24 protein-coding genes are annotated in these 25,121 nt (G+C 62.2%); 7 read left to right on the top strand and 17 right to left on the bottom strand.

The genetic code is table 11. The annotated features are described in order from the left end of the window. Positions 1–124: 124 nt before the first annotated feature. From BAUR9175_RS02620 to BAUR9175_RS02590, 8 genes are all read right to left on the bottom strand, one after another. On the bottom strand, positions 125–628 hold the full coding sequence (locus BAUR9175_RS02620; protein ID WP_101582874.1) for an O-methyltransferase: 504 nt from the start codon (positions 626–628) through the stop codon (positions 125–127). A 171-nt stretch (positions 629–799) separates the two neighbouring features. Continuing rightward, complete coding sequence (locus BAUR9175_RS19905; RefSeq protein ID WP_131259940.1) at positions 800–1,273, bottom strand: SRPBCC domain-containing protein; 474 nt, start codon at positions 1,271–1,273, stop codon at positions 800–802. A gap of 8 nt (positions 1,274–1,281) precedes the next feature. Then, a complete protein-coding gene (locus BAUR9175_RS02610) occupies positions 1,282–1,587 on the bottom strand; it encodes a hypothetical protein (protein WP_035278575.1) in 306 nt (101 codons plus the stop codon). Then, the gene (locus BAUR9175_RS19300; RefSeq protein ID WP_168769738.1) at positions 1,584–1,742 is read right to left on the bottom strand and encodes a hypothetical protein; all 159 of its coding nucleotides are present in this window, start codon (positions 1,740–1,742) and stop codon (positions 1,584–1,586) included. Before BAUR9175_RS19300 ends, BAUR9175_RS02610 begins: the two co-directional genes overlap by 4 nt. A gap of 126 nt (positions 1,743–1,868) precedes the next feature. Next, positions 1,869–3,179, bottom strand: a complete 1,311-nt coding sequence (gene dnaB, locus BAUR9175_RS02605; protein ID WP_050773361.1) for a replicative DNA helicase — start codon at positions 3,177–3,179, stop codon at positions 1,869–1,871. Between the two features lie 115 nt (positions 3,180–3,294). Next, positions 3,295–4,689 carry an FtsX-like permease family protein gene (locus tag BAUR9175_RS02600; RefSeq protein WP_009882783.1) on the bottom strand — a complete coding sequence of 465 codons (1,395 nt, stop codon included), beginning with the start codon at positions 4,687–4,689 and terminating at the stop codon, positions 3,295–3,297. Between the two features lie 13 nt (positions 4,690–4,702). After that, the gene (locus BAUR9175_RS02595; RefSeq protein ID WP_101582871.1) at positions 4,703–6,073 is read right to left on the bottom strand and encodes an FtsX-like permease family protein; all 1,371 of its coding nucleotides are present in this window, start codon (positions 6,071–6,073) and stop codon (positions 4,703–4,705) included. Continuing rightward, positions 6,073–6,819 (bottom strand): ABC transporter ATP-binding protein, encoded by a 747-nt coding sequence (locus BAUR9175_RS02590; protein ID WP_009882780.1) that lies wholly within the window; start codon positions 6,817–6,819, stop codon positions 6,073–6,075. The genes BAUR9175_RS02595 and BAUR9175_RS02590 overlap by 1 nt, the downstream gene beginning before the upstream one ends. A gap of 282 nt (positions 6,820–7,101) precedes the next feature. Between BAUR9175_RS02590 and BAUR9175_RS02585 the strand changes: the two genes are divergently transcribed. Beyond that, on the top strand, positions 7,102–7,515 hold the full coding sequence (locus BAUR9175_RS02585) for a VOC family protein (protein WP_009882779.1): 414 nt from the start codon (positions 7,102–7,104) through the stop codon (positions 7,513–7,515). Positions 7,516–7,590: 75 nt separating this feature from the next. Here the strand turns inward: BAUR9175_RS02585 and BAUR9175_RS02580 are convergent, their stop codons facing one another. After that, on the bottom strand, positions 7,591–8,889 hold the full coding sequence (locus tag BAUR9175_RS02580; RefSeq protein WP_096146238.1) for a DUF445 domain-containing protein: 1,299 nt from the start codon (positions 8,887–8,889) through the stop codon (positions 7,591–7,593). Between the two features lie 50 nt (positions 8,890–8,939). Here BAUR9175_RS02580 and BAUR9175_RS19900 point away from each other — a divergent pair, with 50 nt between their 5' ends. From BAUR9175_RS19900 to BAUR9175_RS02560, 4 genes are all read left to right on the top strand, one after another. Further along, positions 8,940–9,278 carry a hypervirulence associated TUDOR domain-containing protein gene (locus tag BAUR9175_RS19900; protein WP_009882777.1) on the top strand — a complete coding sequence of 113 codons (339 nt, stop codon included), beginning with the start codon at positions 8,940–8,942 and terminating at the stop codon, positions 9,276–9,278. Then, a complete protein-coding gene (locus BAUR9175_RS02570) occupies positions 9,278–9,850 on the top strand; it encodes a DUF488 domain-containing protein (protein WP_096146161.1) in 573 nt (190 codons plus the stop codon). Before BAUR9175_RS19900 ends, BAUR9175_RS02570 begins: the two co-directional genes overlap by 1 nt. Before the next feature lie 246 nt (positions 9,851–10,096). Beyond that, positions 10,097–11,305, top strand: a complete 1,209-nt coding sequence (gene argE, locus BAUR9175_RS02565) for an acetylornithine deacetylase (RefSeq protein ID WP_096146162.1) — start codon at positions 10,097–10,099, stop codon at positions 11,303–11,305. Next, positions 11,302–12,603: an MFS transporter gene (locus BAUR9175_RS02560; protein ID WP_096146163.1), complete on the top strand. Its 1,302-nt coding sequence runs from the start codon at positions 11,302–11,304 to the stop codon at positions 12,601–12,603. Before argE ends, BAUR9175_RS02560 begins: the two co-directional genes overlap by 4 nt. 239 nt (positions 12,604–12,842) lie before the next feature. Here BAUR9175_RS02560 and rplI read toward each other — a convergent pair whose 3' ends face one another. From rplI to BAUR9175_RS02520, 8 genes are all read right to left on the bottom strand, one after another. Next, positions 12,843–13,301 (bottom strand): 50S ribosomal protein L9, encoded by a 459-nt coding sequence (gene rplI, locus BAUR9175_RS02555; protein WP_009882769.1) that lies wholly within the window; start codon positions 13,299–13,301, stop codon positions 12,843–12,845. Positions 13,302–13,316: 15 nt separating this feature from the next. Next, positions 13,317–13,556 carry a 30S ribosomal protein S18 gene (gene rpsR / locus BAUR9175_RS02550; RefSeq protein WP_009882767.1) on the bottom strand — a complete coding sequence of 80 codons (240 nt, stop codon included), beginning with the start codon at positions 13,554–13,556 and terminating at the stop codon, positions 13,317–13,319. A 36-nt stretch (positions 13,557–13,592) separates the two neighbouring features. Next, on the bottom strand, positions 13,593–14,234 hold the full coding sequence (locus BAUR9175_RS02545) for a single-stranded DNA-binding protein (protein WP_009882766.1): 642 nt from the start codon (positions 14,232–14,234) through the stop codon (positions 13,593–13,595). Positions 14,235–14,267: 33 nt separating this feature from the next. Further along, positions 14,268–14,558 carry a 30S ribosomal protein S6 gene (gene rpsF / locus BAUR9175_RS02540; protein ID WP_009882765.1) on the bottom strand — a complete coding sequence of 97 codons (291 nt, stop codon included), beginning with the start codon at positions 14,556–14,558 and terminating at the stop codon, positions 14,268–14,270. Positions 14,559–14,695: 137 nt separating this feature from the next. Then, positions 14,696–16,021, bottom strand: coding sequence for a glycosyltransferase family protein (locus BAUR9175_RS02535; RefSeq protein WP_101582868.1), 1,326 nt, complete (start codon positions 16,019–16,021; stop codon positions 14,696–14,698). Positions 16,022–16,081: 60 nt separating this feature from the next. Further along, entirely contained in the window at positions 16,082–18,538 is a 2,457-nt protein-coding gene (locus tag BAUR9175_RS02530) for a transglycosylase domain-containing protein (RefSeq protein WP_257944249.1), read from the bottom strand. Between the two features lie 341 nt (positions 18,539–18,879). After that, positions 18,880–20,586 carry an AMP-binding protein gene (locus BAUR9175_RS02525; protein WP_101582864.1) on the bottom strand — a complete coding sequence of 569 codons (1,707 nt, stop codon included), beginning with the start codon at positions 20,584–20,586 and terminating at the stop codon, positions 18,880–18,882. Positions 20,587–20,697: 111 nt separating this feature from the next. Next, the gene (locus BAUR9175_RS02520) at positions 20,698–22,185 is read right to left on the bottom strand and encodes a CCA tRNA nucleotidyltransferase (protein WP_069601193.1); all 1,488 of its coding nucleotides are present in this window, start codon (positions 22,183–22,185) and stop codon (positions 20,698–20,700) included. 119 nt (positions 22,186–22,304) lie between these two features. Between BAUR9175_RS02520 and BAUR9175_RS02515 the strand changes: the two genes are divergently transcribed. Both BAUR9175_RS02515 and BAUR9175_RS02510 read left to right on the top strand, forming a co-directional pair. Next, complete coding sequence (locus BAUR9175_RS02515) at positions 22,305–22,793, top strand: NUDIX domain-containing protein (RefSeq protein WP_096146167.1); 489 nt, start codon at positions 22,305–22,307, stop codon at positions 22,791–22,793. After that, on the top strand, positions 22,790–25,120 hold the full coding sequence (locus tag BAUR9175_RS02510) for a DUF6049 family protein (RefSeq protein ID WP_096146168.1): 2,331 nt from the start codon (positions 22,790–22,792) through the stop codon (positions 25,118–25,120). Before BAUR9175_RS02515 ends, BAUR9175_RS02510 begins: the two co-directional genes overlap by 4 nt. Position 25,121: the final 1 nt, after the last annotated feature.

The raw sequence follows: 25,121 nt of genomic DNA, 5'->3' as shown, positions 1-25,121 counted from the left end.
CGGTGAAAGGAGCTTATAGTTCGTGGCCCCCGCACACGCCATAGATGGTCCCGACGCCCACGATCACGCGACCAAGCAACTGGCCCCCGAGCTCACGATTGACGGCCCCCAACAAGACGGATATTCACTTCAGTGCAGCCGCGAGGTAGGCGGGGTTGTTCGGCTTATCGGCATCGATGAATACGAAGTCGAACGGTTCGGCTCCGTCGTAGATCAGTCGCTCTGCAGATTCCGTTGCAGGTCCGACGATCGTCTCTATTCGATGTGAAACGCCAGCGGCATGAAAATTTGCCTCAGCGACCGCAGCGTTGTGTGGTTCAAGTTCGAGCGTGACGACTTGTCCCTGCTCGCCGACTGCTCGTGCGAGCCAGATCGTTGAGTATCCCGCTAGCGTGCCAAACTCAAGAACACGTCGAGCACCAGCGATCTGGGCCAACAACTCTAGGAACGCACCCTGATTAGCTGCGACTTCGGCATTCGGCATTGTGGTCTCAACACCCGAATCACGCGCTACGACTAGGGCGCTGTCTTCCCCGACAAGAGTTGACGTGAAGTACCTATCGACTGCGCGCCAAGCGTCGCTCGATTCATAACGGTTAACCGGTACAGATGGTTCGGCTTCGTCCATGCGTCTATTCTTCCGCATCCAGAACCATTGACCATAGTGGGTACTCGCTGGTAGTTCCGGCTTGCGATTACAGAGTGAACGACGGCCACACAGTCAGCGCCCTCTCCCTGCTCGATGGACCGGAAACGTTCGTATACGGCTGTACTCCTAGCGAAGCACGCGTCGGCCGATCTACTTTTCAGGGCTAAGACGTGCAAACGTGGAATGCAAGTTCCAGAACATCGTGGAAGGCAAAGGAGTTCCTAGAGCGGCGGCCTCTAAATAGGTCAGATGCACGGGCCAGCCGTCCCTATACGAGTCGATCAGATCGGAGAGGCCGGAATGGTCCAGCTTCAGCTTTGTGCCTTCGGAAACGGGCGATAACTCCCAGGAAACTTCCGTGGTTGGCTCATCCGGGAACTTCCACGTATAGCGCAAGGTTCGCCCAGTTGCGAAGCCTAAGACTGATGAACTGCACTTATACCCGTCCCCGTGATCTACGTCGAAGGACCCTTCTGGGGAAACAGTGCCTTGCTCGAGTTTTCCCAACCATTGCTTGAGATAAGTCTCCTCTGTCAGAAGACCCCACGTCCGGGTAGGTGGCACAGCCACAGTCCACTCAAGACGCAACAGAGAATTGGTTGCTTGCAGGCTATTTAGCGGCATAAGCCCCACTATGCCACGGTGGACTGTCGCGTGACAGAGCCCGCAGCCGGAAACGCGGGAATCCAAATCAATGCGAGGTAGAAAGCACCGAAAGTCACTGCTGTGGCGAGATTCAGCCAGAGGCCATCAATCGGTCGAATGTGTGTTGTCTTCGTCCTGTCGGTGGCTTTAAGCAGCACTCCGACTGCGGAAGCGATGAGAAAAGCGCACCCGAGGAAGAGGAACATCGAGTCGGAACGGACAGTGATTCCGACCAGTGCATTCGCCGCCCCTTGGAAGATTGCGCCGAGGACGATGAGCATCAAGGGCATCATCCGGCTAAGCCACTGGTGACATCGAAGAACAATCCACGATCTTCGAGCTCGTAAACCGCTTCGACTGAGTTCATAACTTCTGCCCTCAGATGAGAGGCAACCCCGCTGGCGATGCTGTTCGGACGCGCCGCGCCGGTGATCAATACGGTAGGCATGGGTTGAGTCTATCGAGGGGCCAAAGCTTCCTCATTCCGACTTGTCAAGCGTTTGCTGCCGAATGCGGGTAAACAATGTATCCGCGGATCTGTACAAAGTAGAAGGCGCCTCTACAGCAGAAGAGTCTACTGCGGCATATTGACGAACCGGGACTTCGCACCTTGGAAGGCTACGGAGATGTCTGCGGTCGGACCCGCACGGTGCTTGGCGACGATGATGTCGGCTTCGCCGGCGCGTTCGTGTTCCTTGTCGTACATGTCGTCACGGTGGATGAGCAGCACCATATCGGCGTCCTGCTCGATCGAACCGGACTCACGCAGATCCGAGATCATCGGCCGCTTGTCCGTCCTCTGCTCGCTGCCACGGTTGAGCTGCGACAGCGCGATGACCGGGATCTCGAGCTCCTTGGCCAAGAGCTTGAGCGAACGGGAGAACTCGGAGACCTCCTGCTGACGCGATTCGACCTTCTTGCCGGAGCTCATCAGCTGCAGGTAGTCCACGCAGACCATCTTGAGATCATGCTGCTGTTTCAGGCGACGGCACTTCGCACGGATCTCGGTCAGCGCCATGTTCGGCGAATCGTCGACGAACAGCGGAGCATCGTTGATGCGCGATTCCGTCGCGGCCAGAGTCGTCCAGTCGTGAGGGGAGAGCTCACCACGGCGAAGGTTCTGCAGGGGAATCTCCGACTCCGCGGACAGCAGACGCATGACGAGCTCGTTCTTGCCCATCTCCAAGGAGAAGAAGACCGCGGCCTGGCCGTGGTGGATCGCGGCCGAGCGCATGAAGTCCAACGCCAGCGTGGACTTGCCGACACCGGGTCGAGCCGCGATGACGATCATCGTGCCCGGGTGGAAACCGTTGGTCAACGCATCGAATTCGGTGAATCCGGTCGGCACGCCCGCGGTCTGGCCATCGGTGTCGCCGTTGCGTTCGATCTCCTGGGCAACATCGCTGAGAATGTCGGAGAGGATCACATAGTCCTCAGTGGTGTGACGCTCGGTGACCTGGTAGATCTCTGCCTGGGCCGAGTTCACGACCTCATCGGTGTCGCCTTCGGCGTCATAGCCCATCTGCACGATGCGGGTACCGGCCTCGACGAGTCGGCGCAGCACGGCCTGCTCGCGCACGATCGCGGCGTAGTAGCCGGCGTTCGCGGCCGTCGGAACGGAGGAGATGAGCGTGTGCAGGTACGCCGCACCGCCGACGCGTGAGAGGTCACCGGTCTTCGTGAGGTAGTTCGCCACTGTCACTGAGTCCGCGGGTTCACCACGCGAATACAGGTCGAGGACGGCCTCGTAGATAGTCTCGTGAGCAGGTTTGTAGAAGTCGTCGCCGGTCATGGATTCGACGCAGTCGGCGATCGCATCCTTGGACAGAAGCATCGCGCCGAGGACGCTCTGTTCCGCCTCGACGTCCTGCGGCGGGGTCCTCATCCCGTCAAACCCCTGATTGTTGCTCAATCGTCTTCCTCTTCCTCGAACCTCGTCGGCGGACACCCGCTTTCAACGCCCTCCAACTGTACCTGGATCGAGAAGCCGCAGAATGTCCTCAGTCGCGTGAACGACCAGCTGTCGCCACGGTCACGAGGATCGGCTTCGCCAGCTGCAGTCCCGATCTGATGATGAGAATACCGAGGACCACTGACGCGAGAATTGTGAGGAATGTGATCGGTTTGAGCACGAGGGCGGCCCCAGCCAAGGGCAGCACGAGGACCAGACCGAGCCCGCCGGCCAGCAGCGATACCCAGATGACCGGACCCAGCACTGCTCTCACCATGGCCTTGTGCATGGTCTCCGGGTCCATGCCCGCAGCATAGAGGTCCTGGAAGGTGTCGGCTCGGTCGTAGATGTCGGCAACCTGGTTGATCAGGGCCGATACGGCGATGAGCAGGATCGATATGCCCATCACGAGCATGACTCCGGTGAAGATGTCCTGCAGCAGGAACCTGTCGGCTTCCTGCATCTGCGCCCCGGGTTCGTCACCCGCATCGAGGCCGAGTTGCATGAGCGAGATGCCCGTTCCACCCACGGCAGCGACGAACGCGGTCATCGCCAGGCCTGAGACTCTGCGCCAGAACCGCTTTGGTTCGTCGGAGACTAGACGCGCGGCGATGAGTCGTTCCGGAGTCTGTGCCCTGTTCCCGCTCAGATGGGCAAACCACCTGATCAGGAGTCCGCCAAGGAGGTCGACGACGAGCAGACCGAGAACGAAGGTGGCGATGCCTGCCGAGAGGACGATCCCCATTCCCAACCCGCCGGACTTCGACAGCATCACGACCACCGGCAAGGTCAGGATCACCACGGCTGCCATGACCACCTGCACCACGGGGAACTTCCGTTCCAGGGCCTTGGTGCGCACGCCCAACGGTGAGATCGCGACCTTGCGCAGCCCCAGCAGGGCCGAGGCGATGCACACGAGGATGAGGAAGACGACCACCGACGCCACCAGCCACGCGGGCATGAGCATGTTCTCGTACCCGATGGGATGTCCCATGAAGTGGATCAGGCTCACCGGCCAGGCCAGACCCAGGTAACCGAGGACTCCGAGCACGATTCCGCAGATCGCAGGCACGAGTGGTTCGGCCACTGCGAGAGTGACGATCGACGAGCGCCTGGCGCCGAGCAGCGACATCGTGGACAACCGCTCGTCCTGTCGCCTGGCGGACAGGGTCGCCGAGGCTGACGCCAGTGTGCTCGCGGGAATCACGAGCAGAATGGTCGCAAAGCTCGCGAGGAACTTGTACATGAAATCCATACCCGCCATGTCCGGGTCGGGGCTGGGTGGGACCTGGAAGAACATCCAAGCTCCGGCGGCGACGGTGAGGAACAGAGTGGCGCAGGCGAAGAAGGCACTCATCACCAGCAGCGAACTCGATGAGCTCAGTGTCTTGCGCCCCAGGACGAGGGGAACGATGCGGGTTGCTGTCGGCAGCGCGGTGGACATGTCGATCTCCTTCTCAGACCGCAGCGTTGACGGTGGTGACGCTGCGCACGAGCGGACGGGTGAACTGCAGTCCAAGCCACACCATCACCACGCCGCCGACGAGCACAGATGCGACGACCCCGATGGTCAGCGGATCGCCGAGGTCGCTCGCCGATGCCATGAGTCCGGCCAGGATTCCGCCCAGCAGCAACGACACGAGGGTGACGAGGACGATGGGTGACATGACTGCGTTGACGGTGACTCGGTGCATCATCTTCTGCGTCATTCCCGCCGAGTGCAGTTCCCGGTAGGTCGATGCCCGGTCGAGGATGTCTGCTGCCTGGTTGATCGTCGCGGAGATGACGATGAAGACGAAGGCAATGGCCAGGGTGAGGATGAGTCCGGTGAAGATGTCATCGGCCATGTACTGGTAGGGGCCCATGATGGCCTTGTCCTCGGCTGTGAGATCTCCCTGGTTCGCCCGCATCATCGCCGTGCCGGCACCGCCGACGACCGCGATGAAGGTGATCATCGACAGACCCGCGACGCGACGCCAGTACTGTGCGGGGGCATCGGCGATCATCGACGCCGCGATCATCGACGTGGGTGTGCGGGCCATCCTGTGACTGAACCAGCCGTGGATGCGCATGACGAGGACGCCGATGACATTGATGAGCAGGAGGGCGATGCCGATCGTGATGATGCTGGCAACGACGAAGACCATCGTCGGTTGGTTGCGGTCCAGTGAGAAGACGAGCGCACCGATCATTCCGACCACGAGCACGACCACGGCGATGATGCGGGCCACGGGGAACTTCCTGGCCAAGGACCGGGTGCGCACGCCCAGTGGTGAGACCGTGATCTTGCGCAGGCCGAGCAGCGCCGAGAGCAGGCACACGAAGAGCAGTCCGATGACGACTGCGGCGAGCAGCCACAGGGGCATCATCAGCGCAGAGTAGCCGAGCGCCTGGCCGTTGAAGACGAGGAGACTGAGCGGGTATGCCAGCAGGAAGTAACCGGCGATGCCCGCAACGATCCCGGCCGAGGCGGGAATGAAGGGTTCGGCAACTGCGAGGAGGCGGACGGTGCCGGGCTTCGCACCCAGCAGCGAGAGGGTGGACAGACGCTCATCCTGGCGCCGGGCATTCAACTTCGCCGAGGCGACCCCCAAGCTGATCGCGGGAACGATGAGGAAGACCGTGGCCAAGGTCGCAAGCATGCGATAGAGCCCGGCCACCTCGGCGTATCCGGAGACACCGGGTCGGTCGTTGAAGGCCCAGGCGCCACCGGCGACGGTGAGGAAGAGCGTAGAGCATGCGAAGAATGCGATGGCGACGAGCTTCGAGGTCGTCGAGGTGAAGGATTTCTTGGTCAGTACGACGGGAAGGATATTCATGGTCGGCATCACCGGTTGTTCTCAACGTACTGGTGGTTCTGCACAGGCTGGTTCGCAGAATCGGAGACGATTCGGCCGTCGGCGAGGCGGACGATGCGAGAGCACCGGGCGGCCACTGACTCATCGTGGGTGACCACGACCAAGGTGGATCCGCGGCCGGTCGTCGAGGCGAGAAGTTCGGAGAGCACCTCGGTGGAGGTGGAGGAGTCAAGGGCACCGGTGGGTTCGTCGGCGAAGGTGACCACGGGCTGGGTGACCTGAGCGCGGGCGATGGCCACGCGCTGTGCCTGACCGCCGGAGAGCTGTCCGATGCGTTTGTTCAGGTGTTCGGCCAGTCCCAGGCGCTGCAGCCATGCGCGGGCATGCTCGGTCGCATCGGAGCGTTTCATCCCCGAGAGCATGGCGGCGAGCGCGACATTGTCCAAGGCGGTGAGCTCGGGCAGGAGCAGGCCCTGTTGGAACACGAAGCCGAAGACCTCGCGGCGCAGTGCGGTGCGGCCCTTCTCCTTGAGCGAAGTGATCTCTGCGGCGGCGCTGCGGTCGGTGGGCAGGAGGCGAATGTTGCCCTCGTCTGGTCGGATGATGCCTGCCAGGCAGTGCAGGAGGGTCGTCTTGCCGGAACCGGAGGGTCCCATAATGGCCAGGGATTCGCCGAGGCCGATGCCCAGATCGACTCCGGCGAGTGCGTAGGTCTGGTTGTAGTGCTTGGTCACGTTCGAGGCGGCGATGATCGCGGGAAGCTGTGTGTTTGTCATGTCTCCATGTTTTCGCAATCGGACTTGCGCCACTATGAAGACGACCCACCACCTCGGCGAGGAAAACCCGACTCCTGGAATAGGGGTTACAGTTCCGGCGAATCACCTGGTGATTGACTTGGGATCAGACTTGCCGATAGACCAATCGGCGATCAGCCGCCTATTGTGAATGCGTAGCGGTTGCCCGACGGTTCCGCTGCACTTGAGCCACTCTGCGTGAACCACTCCGGGTGAACTCACGACGAGGACCAACCAAGACACGTCTACAACTGAGGAGTCATCATGAAGGCACAGTGGATCAGCATTCTCGTCGACGACCAGGCTCGGGCCCTGAAGTTCTACACGGACAGGCTCGGCTTCATTCCGAAGGTCGATGTGCCCGTCGGAGACGACTTCCGCTGGCTCACCGTGGTCTCACCCGAGGCTCCAGACGGAGTCGAGATCGTCCTGGAGCCGAAGGGCCACCCCGCCGCGAACGACTTCACTTCTGCGCTGAAGGCCGACGGAATCCCTCTCAACCAGTTCGCCGTTGAGGATGTTCAGGCCGAATATGATCGCCTGTCAAAGCTCGGTGTCACGTTCACGCAGGAGCCGACGACGATGGGACCAGTCACCACCGCCGTCCTCGACGACACAGTGGGCAACCTCATTCAGCTCATTCATCAGGAAGAGGACACCGAGCCCGACCTGCCTTGAGGCTGAGTCGGCTGCGTCACGGCGGGTCTGCTCACCGAGCAGCGATGCTGCTCATTCTGGCGGCTCTACCGCGCATCACCCAGGCAGCAGCACGATGATCGTGTGGATGACGAGGCCGACGAGGGCGCCGATGACTGTGCCGTTGATGCGGATGTACTGCAGATCCCGGCCGACGTAGAGTTCGATCCTCTCGGCGGCTTCCTTCGCATCCCAGCGTTCGATCGTGTCGGAGATGACGCTGGCGATCTCGGGGCCGAAGCTCTCGGCCAGGTCACCGGCCGTGGTGGCGATCCGGTCATCGATCTTGGCGGAGAAGTCCGAATCTTCCTGCAGCCTCCCGGCGAATTCTCCGATGAGTTCGGAGATGCGTCCGCGCACCTCGCCGTTGGGGTCGATGATGGCCTGGCGCAGGAGCTGCTTGAGCGAAGTCCAGATCTCAAGCACGGAGTCGACGACCCCGGATTGGCTGAGCAGGTCGTTGATGATGACCTCGGCCTTCTCCGACAGTGGAGTGTCAGAGTTCAGGTCGTCGGAGAGGTCGACGAGCCAGGCGTCGAGGGCCTGTCGTGCCTTGTGGTATTCGTTGTCGCGGACGTCGGCGACCCAGCCGAGCACCTCTCGCTGCAGTCGGTTGGAGAGCTGCTCGTTGACGAAGTCGGGAACCCAGGACGGGGCCCGGTTGTGGACGATCTCATCGATGACCTGCGGGTTGTCACCCAACCAGGAGTACGCCTCGGCGACGATGAGGTCGACAAGCTTGTGGTGCGCCCCGTCGAGGACGATCTGACGCAGCAGCTGCGCCAGCACCGGAGTCTTACGGGTCGCGACCAGGCGCGGAATGATGACATTCTTCGTCAGGGCCACGACGGAATCGTCGTCGATGCGGGCCAGCACATATTCGAGCCCACCGGCGGCACGGTCGACGACGAGGTCCCGGTTGGCAGACTTGCTCAGCCACTCACCGGCACGGTGGGAGACCTGAGCGGACCGGATCTTCGTCGACACCGCCTCGGCGTGGAGGAAGTTCGCGGCGACGAACGCGGACAGGCTCGCGCCCAGGGTGTCCTTCTTGCGGGGAATGATCGCGGTGTGCGGAATCGGCAGCCCGAGTGGATGGCGGAAGAGTGCCGTGACAGCGAACCAGTCGGCGATCGCACCGATCATCGCAGCCTCCGAGGCACGGGAGACAAAGCCCCAAACCCCGGTGTTGTCGGTGAAGATGTGGGTCGAGAGGAAGATAAGGGTGGCGAGGACGAGCAGCGACAGCGCCAGCGTCCGCATCTTGCGCAGACCCCGCGCCCGCTCCTGGTCCTCCGGCGTCAGTTCGCTCGGACCGCCGAAACGCGGCACGGATGGTGCTTTTTCGATCGACATCGTTCCCCCTTCTTCGCCTGCCATCGACTTTAGCGAAGTAGCGGCCCGTCATGGGCATCGGCAGGCTGTGCCGAGCCTGGGAACCTGCGTCGTGGAGTCTGCGCCCTGTCGCCGATTGCCGCATCGTGCTTGGATGGGAAGAGGCACCATTCGACGACTTCCGGGAGGATGACATGGCAGAGACGTTCAATGTGGGCGACCACGTGGGGTGGAACTCGGAGGCCGGCGAGGTCTCGGGCACGATCACGAAGGTCCACACTTCCGACTTCGAGTACAAAGGCCACAAGCGTCGGGCATCGAAGGACGAGCCGCAGTACGAGATCAAGAGCGATAAGACCGATCACATCGCCGCTCACAAGGGCACGGCCCTCCACCGGATCGACAAATAGTGAGCAGCTCGCAGTTCTTCACCATCGGTCACTCGAACCATTCTCTTCAGGAGTTCATCGACCTTCTTACCGACAACGCCGCCGAGGTGGTGGTTGACGTCCGCAAGCTGCCCGGATCGAATAAGAATCCCCAGTTCAACGCGGATACTCTCGTCGATGACCTGGCCAAGGTGGGAGTGGACCTGCGTCGGCTCGAGGGACTGACCGGCCGGCGCCCGGTGAATCGTGACATCGACTTCGAGATCAATGGGTGGTGGAAGAATCGCAGCTTCCACAACTATGCCGATCACGCCCTGACGGAGGAGTTCCGGACCGATTTCGAGCAGCTGCTTGAGTGGGGCGCGAGCAACCGCTGTGTGCTCATGTGTTCAGAGGCGGTGTGGTGGCGCTGCCACCGGCGCATCATCGCCGACAACCTGCTCGCACACGACTACCCAGTCACCCACATCATGGGCAAGAACCAGACCACCGCCGCCGAACTCAGCTCGGGAACCGTCGTCGACAAGGACAGACGCGTCACCTACCCGGCAACTGCCTCAGACGACTCGTCGGGTGAGTCGGTGGATTCGTAGGTAGCAGAATGTAGGGCGCAGTCGCTCAAATCAACATTCTTCTCCCTGTGAATCGGCGCATTGCACTGAACTGCCTCACCGTCGCTCCGGTGAATGGTCTCAATTGACGAGACCGAGCAGTCTCACCGACATTTCGGGCGTAGTGTGTCGGGGTCTGATCACCGCTGTCCCGCACGGGAGGGGACCTGACCAGGTTTCCGCTTCAGGCTGACCGGACGGTTCACCCCCGTACAGTCAGGAGCAGCCGTGCCAGCACAACCGGCCGAGGCCACCATTTCCGAGATCACCGATCTCATCACCTTCGACACCACGAGCCGGGACACGAACCTCCCGCTCATCGACCACGTCGTCGAGCGCCTCAAGGCCGCAGGCATCGAATCTCAGCGTGTGCCCAACGCCGAGGGAACCAAAGCAAACCTGCTGGCCACACTGCCCGCCGCCGATGGTTCCACCACAGGCGGAATCGTCCTGTCCGGGCACACCGATGTCGTGCCCGTCGACGGACAAGATTGGTCGAGTGAGCCCTTCACTCCGCAGATCAGGGACGGCAAGCTCTATGCGCGCGGCAGCGCGGACATGAAGTCCTTCATCGGCGTCATCCTCGCCAAACTCCCTGAGCTCACCGCCGCGAAGCTCAAAGAGCCCATCCACCTCGCCTTCTCCTATGACGAAGAGGTCGGCTGCGTGGGTGCGATCGACCTCGTCGACACGATCACCGAGGCGGGCGTGGCCCCACGCGGCTGCATCGTCGGTGAGCCTTCGAGCATGCGGGTCGTGCGCGGACACAAGTCGATGAACGTCTTCCGCGTCGACTTCCACGGCGTCGCGGCACATTCCTCGCTGACCCCAGAGGGTGTGAACTCGATTGCCTACGCCGCCGAGTTCGTCACCTTCGTCCATGCAGTCGCCGCCGAGTTCCGCACAGAGGGTCCCTTCGATGAGAACTATGTCGTGCCCTTCACCACGGTGACGGCGAATACGATCAGCGGCGGCATCGCCGTCAACACGATCCCCGCCGAGGCGAGCGTGCAGTTCGAGTTCCGTTCCCTGGGATCTGTGGATCGTGAAGCGCTCGTCGAGCGATTCCGCGCCGAGGCGGCCCGCCTCGAGCGCATGATGCGTGCGGAGAACGACAGCGCCCACGTCGACTTCACCGTTGAGGCCGCCGCTCCCGGCTGTGAGACTCCTGCCGACGCCGACATCGTCTCCCTGGCCGGACAGTGGGGCGGAGTCGTCAGTGATGACAAGGTCACCTACGGCACCGAGGCGGGACTGTTCTCGAACGCGGGCATTCCCACCGTCGTCTGCGGCCCCGGAGACATTGCCCAGGCCCACGCTCCCGATGAGTTCATCGAACTCGAACAGATCGCCGCCTGCGAAGCGTTCATCGGCAATCTCATCACCGACCTCAGCGCAGAGGCCGGCCCCAGCGCAGCAGGAAAGCAGACACCATGAGCTCCTCCACCGCGAATCCGCAGCAAGAGCCTGTGCTCGAGGCGACTCCGGAACGTCTCCTTGCAGCACGCAAGGCCGTCATCTCCAGCTCGATCGGTGCGGCCCTCGAATGGTTCGACATCATCGTCTTCGCGTCGTTCGCCGTCGTGATCTCGGAGATCTTCTACCCTGAGGGTGATCCGGTCTTCTCCCTTATCCTCACCTTCGCCACCTTCGCGATCTCCTATTTGGTGCGTCCCATCGGCGGCCTGGTCCTGGGCAGGTTCGCTGACCGGCGCGGACGCAAGCCGGCGCTGACCCTGACACTGTTCCTCATGATGCTCGGCACGCTGCTCATGGCGATTGCCCCGACCTATTCGCAGATCGGGGTCTGGGGCGCTCTCATCATCCTCGCGTCCCGACTCCTGCAGGGATTCTCCGCCGGCGGCGAGTTCGGCACAGCGACGACCTTCCTTGTGGAGACCGCTCCGCACCGGAAGATGTACTACGCCTCCTGGCAGATCGCGAGCCAGGGCGCGTCGATGGCCTTGGCCTCGGCCTTCGGATTCGCCCTCAATACCTATCTCTCCGATGAGGCGCTCCATTCGTGGGGGTGGAGGGTGCCGTTCCTCATCGGTCTCCTCGTGGGACCTGTCGGACTCTACATCCGCTCCAAGCTCGACGAGACCGAGGAGTTCACGTCGAGGCCTCCGGCGAAGTCGCCTCTGCGCACACTCTTCGCCAACCACTGGGGTCGCATCCTCGCAGCCTCCGCTTCGGTCGGTGTCGCCACGATCTCCGTGTACATGATCCTCTTCATGCCGACCTTCGCAATGTCCAACCTGGGCATCTCACCGACAGCGGCCTACCTCGGCGGCATTCTGGCCGGTCTGATCTGCCTGATCGGGTCACCGCTGGTGGGCCGCCTTGCCGATCGGGTCGGTCCCGCGCGGATCATGACCTATGCTGCGATCGCGGCTCTCGTGCTCGCGTGGCCGCTGTTCCAGCTCATCGTCACCCAGCGCAGCGTGCCCGCGTTCATCTTCGTCATCGCCGTGCTCGGCGTGATCATGGCGTTCTACTTCGCGCCGCTGCCGGGCATGCTCTCTGTGCTCTTCCCGGCCGAGATCAGGGGTACCGGGCTGTCTACCGCTTACAACATCGGTGTGACGCTGCTCGGTGGCATCGCTCCGCTGGTGCTCACGTGGCTGCTCGACATCACCGGTTCGCTGAACTCGCCGAGCGTGTACTACATGGGGGTCGCCGTACTCTCCCTCATCGGTCTGTTCTTCGTCCGTAGGCACTACGGCCAGCGCTGATCACACTCGTGCCCCTTGCGCAGTCCCAGCTGCACGAGACTTCATGGCGGCGATGCCGTGACACGAGTTCAGATTTGCAGGTGAGGGAACGTCGACAGAGCACGCTCGAATCAACGTTTCCTCACCTGCGAACCGGTTCCCACAGGGACGAGAGACCAAGCAGGCACACAAAAGCGCCGAGGTGACACTTCGAAAAGTGTCGCCTCGGCGCTTTGTCGCACAAGCGCTGATCGAGTGGATCAGGCCTTGCCGATGACCTCGAACTTGGCGTTCGCGGTGATCTCGTCGTTGACGCGCACGGTAGCTGTGTAGCTGCCGGAGGTCTTGACGTGAGCAGGCAGTGCAACCTGACGACGATCGAAGTCGTGTCCGGTTGCAGTGTGCAGTGCTTCGGCCACAAGAGCCGGGGTCACGGCGCCGAAGAGGCGGCCGTTCTTACCGGACTTGAGCTCGATGCGGGCGCTGGAGGATTCCAGCTGAGCCTTCACCTTGACTGCTTCATCGTGGTCAGCGATCTGCTTGGCCTGACGAGCCTTGCGAAGAGCATTGACATGCTTCTCCGCGCCCGCGGTCCATGCAGAAGCCCAGCCACGAGGCAGGAGCAGGTTACGTGCGTATCCGGCGCGAACCTCGACGATGTCGCCGGCGGCTCCCAGACCATCAACTTCCTGGTTCAGAATAACTTTGCGATTAGGCATGTTCTCTCCCTCCGATCAGCGAGCAGTGCTCGAGTAGGGCAGAAGTGCCATCTCGCGGGCGTTCTTGACGGCCTTTGCGATGACGCGCTGTTCCTGCACGGTCACGCCGGTGACGCGACGAGCACGGATCTTGCCGCGGTCGGAAATGAACTTACGGAGCGTAGCGGTGTCCTTGTAGTGGATCTTCGCCGCTTCGCCCTTCTTGAGCGGATTAGCCTTCTTCTTGATAGGCTTCCGGATCTCTGGCTTTGCCATGAGTATCTCCTGATTTACGAAATGTCTTGAACGTGTTTAGAACGGCGGTTCATCGGCGCCCGGGTTGCCCCAGCCGCCGTTGCCGCCCTGTGGACTCGATGATGCCCACGGGTCATTCGCCGGTGCGTTGTTCCCCTGGCTGTAACCACCCTGGCGCTGACCACCCTGCTGCGAGCCGCCCTGATTCGGGTTGCCCTGCTGCGGGTTGTTGCCCCAGCCGGAAGACTGCTGCTGACCGAAGCCACCCTGCTGGGAGCCTCCGCCCTGCTGCTGTCCGCCGAAGTTACCGCCGCCGGAGAATCCGCCTCCGCTGCGTTCGTTCTTCGTCACCTGAGCGGTGGCGCGTCGCAGGCTGGGGCCGACCTCGTCGACATCCAGTTCCATGACGGTGCGCTTCTCGCCCTCTTTGGTTTCGAAGGACCGCGACTTGAGGCGGCCCTGAACGACGACCCGAGTACCACGCTGCAAGGATTCGGCTACGTTTTCGCCCATCTCACGCCACACCGAGCAGCGAAGGAAAAGGGTTTCCCCATCCTTGAACTCGTTGGACTGACGGTCGAACATACGCGGCGTCGAAGCCACGGTGAAGTTTGCGACCGCAGCACCGTTAGGTGTGAATCGCAGTTCGGGATCACTTGTCAGGTTCCCGACGACCGTGATGACTGTTTCGCCTGCCATTGACTGCTCCTTGAAACGAGGTGCTTGACGCTATTACTTGGCGTCTGGGCGGAGGATCTTGGTGCGCAGAACGGACTCGTTGAGTCCGAGCTGGCGATCGAGTTCCTTGGTCGTTGCAGGCTCTGCGTGGAAATCAACCACGACATAGAAGCCTTCGGACTTCTTCTGGATGTCGTAGGCGAAGCGCCTGCGTCCCCAGATGTCCACGTTGTCGACGGTTCCGTTTTCAGCCGGGACAACCTTCATCAGCTTGTCCACGGTGTCAGCCAACGTCCGCTCGTCGGTTTCGTTGTCAAGAATGAGCATGAGCTCGTAATGACGCATCTGTCACCCACCTCCTCTGGTCTTTACGGCCATGGTCGTTCCATGGCAGGAGGGTAAATGCATATCCGTTCCGTCCCTCACGCTTGTCGCGAAATGGGAACAGACCTACACAGTCTAGTGGACGTGCACCCGCGGTGTCATGTCGGATTCCCGTGCCCTTGGACACGGATGACCGGATGATCGGATTCACCTCGCCGAGGTGGCTCTGCGATACGCAGTCGACCGCGGATCCGTCGTCGGTACAGATTCTCACCCGCGCAGATGACGACGGCGACGAGAGCGAGCAGTCTCAGCAGGGTCAGCAGCGCGACGAAGGTCGGTTCGAGTCCTTTGTCTGGCTCGATGGCGGCGACATCCCCGAGGTGGATGGCAATGGCGAAAGCGGTCTCCGCCACAGCCCAGATGATGAGCACCCACCAGCGACGCACGGCGAGGACGAGGAACGGCAGGATCCACAGGCTGTCCCAGGGCATCATCCCGGGGGCCAGCAGCAGGCAGCCGCCGATGAGGAGGCAGGCGGCGACGGCTGGGTCGAGTCCGGTTCGCCGCACCATGAACAGCGAGAGCGCGACAGCGGCGATGACTCCCGCGCTGGCAATGATCCACACCGGTGCCCAGGTTTCGGCGGACCCCAGACGTGCCATGACCAGGATCGAGGCGAAGGAGCCGCCGTCGACGGCGTCGCCCATCCAATGCAGGACCCGGTCGATGGCGGTGCCGTCGATGACCAGGAGGAGCGCCGAGGTGATGGTGACCGTCGCGAGCATCATCCGCGGATCCCGCGGGCGCAGTCGTCCGGCCGGAGAAGGACCGGTCAGGGTGAGGGCGAGGAGAACCAGCAAGGCCAGCGGGTTGATGAACGCGGCTAGCCCGAGGAGGACCCCGGAGAGCCAAGGACGCGATCTCATCGGGGAGGATCCGACGAAGACAACCATGGCCCAGACGCTCAGTGCCACTGCCGCGGGGTCCAAGGTCGACCCCAGGGTGAAGAGGATGACCGGCGAGGCGAAGGCTGCGACCAGCCAAGCCCGCTGCCTGGCAAGAACCAGGAGTGCGACGCCGAGTGCGGCGAAGGCGATGACGTTGATGATCAGGGCGATCGCCATGAAGACCGAGACGTCGTCGGTCATGAGCTTGCTCAGTTGGACGAAGCGGGCTTCGAGCGCGGACAGTCCCGGCATGCCCCCGTGGGAGCGTCCCAGAGCGTCCTCGGGATTGAACTCACCGAGGAATGCCATGGACAGAGGCCCGGAGCACATCCTCGCCGAGGCGGACGGCTGTTCATAGCCCGAACCCAGACACGGGCCCTGCAGAGCGAGCGCGAGGAAGGTCGTGAAACCGAGGATACCGGCGAAGATGTATGCCTGACCGCGCCGGAACCGCGCACCCGCTGATGCGAGATGAATGCCGTCCGGACCGCCGAGCAGAGGCTCGGCGATCCGGGTGCTGGACTGATGGGGCATGACTAGAGGTTACCGGCTCGCCGTAACGCTCGCTATCGATGCGCGTGTCACAGCCGAGACTCAGCCACCGGGCGAGACGACTCCCACGGGATCACCGTCGCCGTTTTCGCCACCGCCGGTGTCGGAACCGCTACCGTCTTCTCCACCGCCGGTGTCGGAACCATTACCATTGTCGGAGCCGCCGGTGTCCGAACCATTACCGTTGTCACTGCCGCCGGTATCGCCACTGCCTCCGGTATCGCCGGTATCGCCATTCTTCGATCCGCCGTCACCATCCTTAGACGAGCCATTATCCTCACGGCCGTCTTTCGAATCTTTGGAGTCCTTACCGTCGTCCTTGGAATCGTCCTTGCTGTCGGCGTCCTTGTCCTTGTCTTTGTCATCCTTCGGCTTCTCGCTCGGTTCGTCGACTGGGGCCTTCTTATCGGACCCGTCGCCGCCGTCGCTGCCGTCGCCGTCGCTGCCGCTGGGTGCCTTGGGCTCTTCCTTCGGGGCGGGCGCTACCGGTTCATTCGTGTTCTTGGGCTTCGGCTTGTCCGGCAGCTCTCCGCGCTCGGGGAACTGCTCAACCTTTGTACCCTCGAGAGCTGACTTCATGTACTCGGTCCACACCTGAACCGGGAACGAGCCACCGGTCACTTGGCCACGGCCGCCGTAGGGCCCAATCGGAATCGGTTTGTTATCAACCTCACGGTAGAGGACCACCGAGGTCGCCAGGTTAGGCGTATAGCCAGTGAACCAAGCAGCTAGGTTCTTGTTAGTAGTGCCTGTTTTTCCAGCGGCTGGACGACCGAGGTTGGCAGCGTAGGCACCTGAACCGCTGTTGACCACCTGTTGCAGCGCATATGACGTTTCGGCCATTACGGCATCGTCGAAGACTCGTTCGCCCTTGGTCTCGGGCTTATACACCTCTTCATCATCGGAGCCCTGGGTGACCTTCTTGATCGCATGGGTCTCGTGATGAACGCCATTGGAGGCGAAGGTCGCATAAGCGTTGGCCATATCGATGGGCTTCACGCTGGGCGTGCCCAGAACGTTCGATTTATCCGGAGTCAGATCAATCGAACATTGGCCGGTGTCGCCCGAATCCAACTGTTCCTTCGTGCAATTACCACTCAAGCCAGCTCGCTGAGCGACATCGACAGTCTTGTCAGGACCGACCTGCACATTGAGTGCTGCATATGCCGTATTGATCGATGACTGCGTCGCTTTGAGCAGGGTCACCGGCCCATAGTTCGCACCACCGAAATTTGTCACCGGCCACGGAGACCCGCCATTTGGGAATGTCGTCGCGCTCCCCGGGTACCGGTCCGTCAATCGCACACCGTTCTCCAGTCCTGCGACGAGGGCGAAGGGTTTGAAGGTCGATCCGGCCTGTACATGACTCTGTGTTGAGGCGTTGAATGCCTGGTCCAGGTAGTTCTCACCGCCGTAGAAGGCTTCGATGCCACCGGAGTCCGGATCGATCGAGATCAGGCCGGCCTGCATCCCCTCCGGCTGATCGGGCGGCAGGTTCTTGATAGCCTTTTCGGCCTCCTTCATCCGATCCTTGTCGAAGGTGGTGGTGATGTTGTAGCCACCGCGGTCCAGCTGGGCTTCATCGATGTCGAGTTTATTCAGGGCTTCACGCCGGACAAAGTCCCACATGTAGCCGGTCTGGCCTTTGAGGGATGCCTCTTTGTTGGCCTTCTTCACCTCGGGCATCTTGACCTTGGCGGCCTGCTCGTCGGTGATGAAGCCCTCATCGGCCATCGACTTCACAACATAGTCGAAGCGATCCTGGTAGGCCTCGGGATTGTCTGCAGGGTCAGCTGCACCCGGACGCTGGATCATCGCGGCCAGCAGAGCCGACTCGCTGACATCGAGGTCCTTCGCCGACTTGTCGAAGTAGTTCTGGCTGGCAACTTCAACGCCGTAGGACCGGCGTCCCAGATAGATCGTGTTCAGGTAGTTGGCGAGGATCTCATCCTTGCTCTGCTGCTGGTCGATCTTGAGGGAAATGAACATCTCCTTGATCTTGCGATCCAGAGAATGCTCGTTGGTCAGGTAGAAGTTCTTCACGTACTGCTGTGTGATCGTCGAACCGCCGCCGGCGTACTGGTTCGTGACGACGCCGACAACGGCGCGGGAGAGTCCCTTGATCGAGATTCCGCGGTTCTCATAGAACGAAGTGTCCTCGGCGGCGATGGCGGCCTTGCGCATCGGCTCGGAGATCTCATCGATCTTCACGGACTTGCGGTCTTGGACCTTGTACTGACCGATGGGAGTCTTGCCGTCGCTGAAGTAGGCGGTCGACGTCTGACCGGTGGCCTCGATATTGGGCTCAGGGACGTCCGTGGCGGCGTAGCCGATGGAGAACAGCACGCACAGAAGGATGATGATGCTGAGTCCGCCGACGACGAGCAGCCGGATGCTGGGCAGAAAACGCGTCCATCCGCGCACACCTGAGCGCGGATAGTTGAGAATATTCTTTGTTTTCTTGCCTCTGGTTTTGGCTTGTTCTTGTCCCTTAGCCACCCAAGGTCCTCCAGGTCAGTTTGCCTGCCGCATTGCGTGGCGACGAGGTTCGATAAGGTCACACTTGAGCTTCAGTGTGGCACGCCTTCTTTGGAACAGTGTGAAAATCTCCTGAATCCAGCGCCCTTCTGCCCCAGTAGTTACCTGTCAGTACATGCGAGTAGCGTCTTTCATCCGCCCTCACCAGGGATTTTACCGTCCAGCACGGTCATCGACCACATCCAGTGCGGAATTGCTCACATTTAGCCGATTTTTCAGCTGTTGGCCGCCTGCCGGTCCACCCCTGTGCACAGAACTGTGCACTCCCATCCCTCAGCACTCGGCGAGGGATGGGAGTGCCCTCAGCCCTTGAGGTCGAAGTCCGTGTCGGCGAACTCCTGGCCCTCAACGGCCGGTTCACCGCTGAACGGGTGCAGCTGGTCCTCACGGGCGCGGAGTTCCACGCGGCGGATCTTGCCTGAGATCGTCTTGGGCAGCTCCGAGAACTCCAAGCGGCGGATCCTCTTGTACGGGGCGAGATGCTCACGGCAGTAGGCGAGTATGGCTCGCGCGGTCTCCGCGTTGGGCTCGAATCCGCCGGCAGGGACGACGTAGGCCTTGGGCACAGCGAGACGCACTGGATCCGGCGATGGGACCACAGCCGCCTCGGCGACGGCCTCGTGCTCGATGAGCACACTCTCGAGCTCGAACGGGGACAGACGGTAGTCGCTGGCCTTGAACACGTCATCGGCTCGACCGACGTAGGTGATGTACCCGTTCTCATCTCGTTCGGCCACGTCACCGGTGTGATAGACGCCGCCTTCGAACGCCTCGGCGGTCTTCTCCTCGTTCGACCAGTACCCGCTGGTCAGACCCAGGGGGCGGGGATCCAGGCGCAGGCAGATCTCGCCCTCGTTGCCTTCTTCACCGGTCGACGGGTCGATGAGGACCACGTCGTAGCCGGGCAGAACCTTGCCCATGGAACCGTATTTGAGCTCCTGGTCGGGAGAGTTGCCGACCTGCAGCGTCGTCTCCGTCTGGCCGTAGCCGTCGCGGATGAGCACATCCCATTCCTGCTTGACCCGGTCGATGACCTCCGGGTTGAGGGGCTCACCGGCGCCCAGGGCGATCTTCGGCGGGTTCTTGAGGTGGCTGAGATCTGCCTGGATGAGCATGCGCCACACGGTCGGCGGGGCACAGAAGCTGGTGACTCCGACCCGGTCCATGGTCTCCATCAGGGCATTCGCGTCAAAGCGCGTGTAGTTGTAGAGGAAGACGCAGGATTCGGCGATCCAGGGGGTGAAGATGTTCGACCAGGCGTGCTTGGCCCAGCCTGGAGAGGCGACATTGAGGTGGACGTCTCCGGGAGTCAGGCCCATCCAGTACATCGTCGACAGGTGGCCGACAGGGTAGGACACGTGTGAGTGGGCGACCATCTTCGCCTTCGAGGTCGTGCCCGAGGTGAAGTAGAGGAGGAGCAGGTCATCGGCGCGCGAGGTGCCCTGCGGGTCGAAGCTGATGTCTTCGTCGTCGGCGTCGGCGTAGCTGTAGTCCTGCTGACGAGCGGCGTCGGCACCGACGACGATGCGGACCACCTCGGCGTTGACGTCGTCGAACTTCGCGGCATCCTCAGCACCTGCGATGACGAACTCGGCCTTGCCGCGATCGACGCGATCGTTGAGATCGATGGGACCCAGCTGAGTCGTCGTGGGCAGGAGGACCGCGCCGAGTTTGATTCCGGCGAGCATGGTCTCCCACAGCTCGACCTGGTTGTTGAGCATGATCATGACGTGGTCACCGCGCTTCACCCCGGAGCGGCGGAGGAAATTGGCCACCTGGTTCGAGCGGCAGGAGAGTTCGGCATAGCTCCACTTGCCCTCTGAACCGTCCTGCTCGACGATCCACAGCGCGGGGTTGTCGTTGCCCTCGGCGACTTTGTCGAACCAGTCGATGCCGAAGTTGAAGTGGTCGAAGCGCGGCCATTCGAAGCCGTCGCCCGCCGCGGCAGCATCGCTGCGCAGTTCGATCAGCTTGTCTCTGGCTGCACGGAACTCATCGGTCACAGTCATCCGGATCTCCTCACATCGTCGCCTGCGCCACATCATGTGACGACAAGCACAAACATACGCGATTTACGAAGCTATCAGTTGCTGTGAGGAGGACAACAGGCGGGGTGGTGCCTAAGGCTGTTCCGCAGGCCCGTTCTCGGCCCACCACTGCCGCAGAACCTCTTCGGCGCGCTCTTGCCCCAGCGGGCCGTGCTCCATCCGCTCCTCGAGCAGGTGCTTGTAGGCCTTGCCCACCAGCGGCGAGGGCTTGATGTCGAGGATGGCCATGATCTGGCGACCGTCGAGGTCGGGACGGATCGCTGCCAGCTCCTCCTGTTCGCTGAGCTTCTCGATCCGGTGCTCCAGATCGTCGTAGGCGAAGGCGAGCCGATCGGCCTTCTTCTTGTTCCGGGTGGTCACGTCTGCCCGGGTGAGGATGTGCAGGCGGGAGAGCAGTGGACCGGCATCGGTGACGTAGCGGCGCACCGCAGAATCGGTCCAGCCGGCGTCGCCGTAGCCGTAGAAGCGCAGATGCAGTTCGACGAGGCGGCCGACAGCCTTGGTCGTGTCCTTGTCGAAGCGCAGCGCCTTCATCCGCTTCGCCGTCAGCTTCGCACCGACGGCATCGTGGTGATAGAAGGTGACGGCCCCACCGGGCAGGAACCTGCGGGTCGCGGGTTTGCCGACATCGTGCATGAGAGCAGCGAACCTGACGACGAAGTCCGGCACGACGAGGCGGTTGGGATCATCGGCGCTCAACCCGGCTTCGCGCTGTTTGGCCGCGTACTGCTCTTCGAGCTCGACGGCCTGGCGCAGCACGGTCAGTGAGTGCTGATAGACGTCCTTGTGGCGATGATGCTCATCGGTCTCCAGCCGCAGGCCGGCGACTTCGGGCAGAACATGATCAGCGACATCGGTGCGTACCAGCAGATCGATGCCCGCGGCCGGGTCGATGCCGGTCATCAGCTTGAACAGCTCCACCTGGATGCGTTCGGCGGAGATGATCGCGATCCGATCGGCCATGTCACGCATCGCCGCTTCCACCTCGGCGACGGGATCGAGACCCAGCTGAGCGGTGAATCGTGCGGCGCGCATCATGCGCAGGGGATCATCGGAGAACGAATCCGCGGCGGTGCCCGGGGTGCGGATGACACCCTCGACGAGGTCGGTGAAGCCGTCGAACGGGTCGACGAAGGTCATCGCCGGGAGTCGAATCGCCATTGCGCCGATCGTGAAGTCGCGTCGGACCAGATCAGCGTCGAGGTCTGTGCCGAACTGCACCGTCGGCTTCCGCGATTCCGGATCATAGGCCTCGGCGCGGTAGGTGGTGATCTCGATCTGCGCACCGGATTTGATCGCGCCGATGGTGCCGAACTCCCGGCCGATGTCCCAATGAGTGTCCACCCAGTCGGAGATGAGAGCGAGGATGTCGTCGGGGCGTGCGTCGGTGGTGAAGTCGAGATCGGGCATGGGACGACCCAGCAGTGCGTCGCGGACGGAGCCTCCGACGAGTGCGAGTTCGAATCCGGCCGCTGCGAAACGCTTGCCCAGGGGCCCGAGAATGTTCTCGAGCTCATCGAGCTTGTCGTACAGACGGGCGTGCGCGGTCTTCGGGTCCACCGAGCTCCTTCGTGTTCTACCGTGCCGTTCCGATCGGAGACGACTCATCTTTAGCCGAGTCCAGCCTACCGGGAGCGCGCCCCACGACACTTCCAAGAATCGCCTACTAAGGTAGGAGAATGACCACACCGATGCCCAAGCCGGGACCCAGAGCGTCTCGTCGCACCACGGTAGAGGAGATATCCGCCGGGGGCATCGTCGTCGACTTCACACGCCCGGAACTGACCGTGGCCGTGATCGCCCGGATCAACCGGGCAGGACGGATCGAATGGTGCCTTCCCAAGGGTCACCTCGAAGGAATTGAGACCCCCGCCGAGGCGGCTCGCCGTGAGGTGGAAGAGGAGACAGGCATCCTCGGGCAGATTGTCTGCCCCCTTGGCACCGTCGACTACTGGTTCACGGTGACCGGAATCCGAATCCATAAACTCGTCCACCACTTCCTGTTGCGTGCACGGTCTGGGACGTTGACCGTGGATAATGATCCTGACCAGGAAGCGATCGACGCTGCGTGGATTCCGTTCAACGATCTGCGCTCCCGGCTCTCATTCGCCAATGAGCGTCGCATCGTTGCCGCCGCCCGTCCGATGGTCGCCCGATTGGAGCAGTGAAACCCATCAGCCATATGCGTTTCCTCCTCGCCCTGCTGAGCACAGTCCTGCTGCTCGCAGGGTCAGTTTTCGCTGTCCCGCTCATGAGTGGAGCAGACCCCGCACGTGCGGCGACGAACACCGATTCGAGCGACGCCGAGGTCTCGATCACCCTCGACGAGGTCACACCATGGGTGGATGAGAAGGGCACGCTCACGGTGCGCGGCACGATCACAAATCCCACAGATCAGGCGATCTCCGATCCCAATCTGGCTCTGGCGATGTCCACACAGAAGCTCAACTCCGGACGCAAGATCCAGAGTTGGAAGACCGATCAGTCCCGGAACCGTCTGGTCGCTGACATCGAGAACGACGGCCCCGATGCTCGCGAGAAGTCAGAGGACGCCGGGCAGGACTCGGCCGAGGACGCAGATCCGATGACTGAGGTGGACACCGCCTTCGACAAAGAGATCGCGGCCGGGTCCTCCTCGGAATTCACGTTCTCCGTCCCAGCCGATGAGTTGGGGCTGCAGAAGTCCTCTCCGGTCTCGGCCTGGGGTCCACGCGGCCTGAGTGTGCAGCTCGGTGATGACACCGGACGTCTGGCTTCAGAAGTCGGATTCTCCACCTGGTATCCGAGCCCGAAGTTCGACAAGACCAAGGTCAGCATGCTCGCCCCGGTGACGCTTCCGGCTCACACCACCGACGGGATCATCGATCCCGACGAACTCGACAAGGCGATCGGCAAGGGCGGTTCCCTGACCGCGATCAGGAACGTGCTCGACAATCCTGGAGTGGGCATCGCAGTCGACCCCAGGGTCATCGCCTCCTTCGAGGCCGCGATTGCCGACCCAGCTTCCGAGGATGAAGGGTCGGATCCCGAGGAGACCGACGAACCCACTCCGCAGGACACCGAAACGGCGACCGCAGGACCCGATGCCCAGGACACCGACCCTGGTGCGAACTCCGATGATCAGGGCAGTGCCGACGGGCTCACCGCCGATGAGTTGAAGGCCCAGGAAGAGCAGCGCAAGCGCCTCGACACCTGGTATCAGGATTTCCTTGACGAGGCACAGTCGCACACCGTCATCGCTCTGCCCTTCGGAGATCCCGATCAGACGACTCTGCGCAAGGGCGATCTGAAGAGCCTGGGGACCTTCGCACGGAAGCAGCGGATGATCGTCAAGGATGTCCTGCCGAAGGCCAAGACCGACATCGCTTGGCCCATCGCCGGCTCCGCTCAGCGTTCTGACCTGGCCGCCTTCGCCAAAGCCGGGGACAAGGCAGTGATCCTCGACAACACCCAGCAGCCCTCTCTGGGTGGCGTCCACGACAACGCCCATTCGAAGACCCGACTCACCTCCGATGCTCAGTCGTCGATCGACACTCTGATCAGCGATTCGGCTCTGGCGAAGCAGAGCGCTCAGGTAGCCGACTCGGACCATCCGGCCTCCGGGATCTCGGAATTGGTCGCAACGACCGCTGCGATCCAGGCCGAGGCCCCCTACCGGACACGGCACCTGCTGCTGCCCATGCCACGCACAGCCGCCTCGGCGAACTGGGAGCAGACGGTCGGGGCCGTCGCAGACGCCCCGTGGGTCGACCCCTCGGGCATCGATGAGCTCCTCGATACCGACGTCGTGCCCCGTGGCGTGCTGCAGACGGGAACGGATGCGAAGACCATCGGCTCGAAGACCGTGAAGAGCCTGGCCGAGACTCGGACCACGCAGAGGAAGTTCAACAGTGTGTTCTCCGATCCGGCGGGAGCGAATGTTCGGCTGGACCGCGAACTGCTCAGCTGCACCTCGGTGGCATGGACGCTCGGTGGAAATGCGACTCGCTGCGCTGACGAGGCTCAGGCGTCGAGTGAGAAGGTGAGGAACAGCATCCATCTCGAGAAGGGCTCCTCGGTGCTGCTGGTCACCGGTGAGGAGACGACCATTCCGGTGACGATCGTCAACGATTCCTCCGCCGAGGCGAAGATGAGCATCCGGATGAAGCCGAATACCCCGCAGCTGCGGGCCGAACCCACAGAAACCGTGGTCGTGCCAGCTGAGGAGACCATGCGCGTCGACGTTCCGGTCAAAGGCCTGGCAAACGCCGACGTGCCGACGACGATCGAGATGGTCGCCACCGATGACGTCGTTCTGCCGAAGGACGAGACGCTGCTTGTCAGAGTGCGGGCCGACTGGGAGAACATCGGCACGGCGGTCGTCGGATTGGCACTGGCCGCCGTATTCGTGATCGGCTTGATCAAGACGATCTCCCGCGGCCGCAGGAAGATCCCCGAACAGCAGCTGGCTGATGCGATGGCCCGCGCGAAGAACGACGAATCGGAAACGAGGTAGG

The organism is Brevibacterium aurantiacum (genome assembly GCF_900169065.1).
In the GTDB taxonomy this organism is placed as follows: domain Bacteria; phylum Actinomycetota; class Actinomycetes; order Actinomycetales; family Brevibacteriaceae; genus Brevibacterium; species Brevibacterium aurantiacum.
The sequence above is the reverse complement of the archived record's forward strand: the minus strand, read 5'-3'. Positions and strand labels throughout refer to the sequence as shown.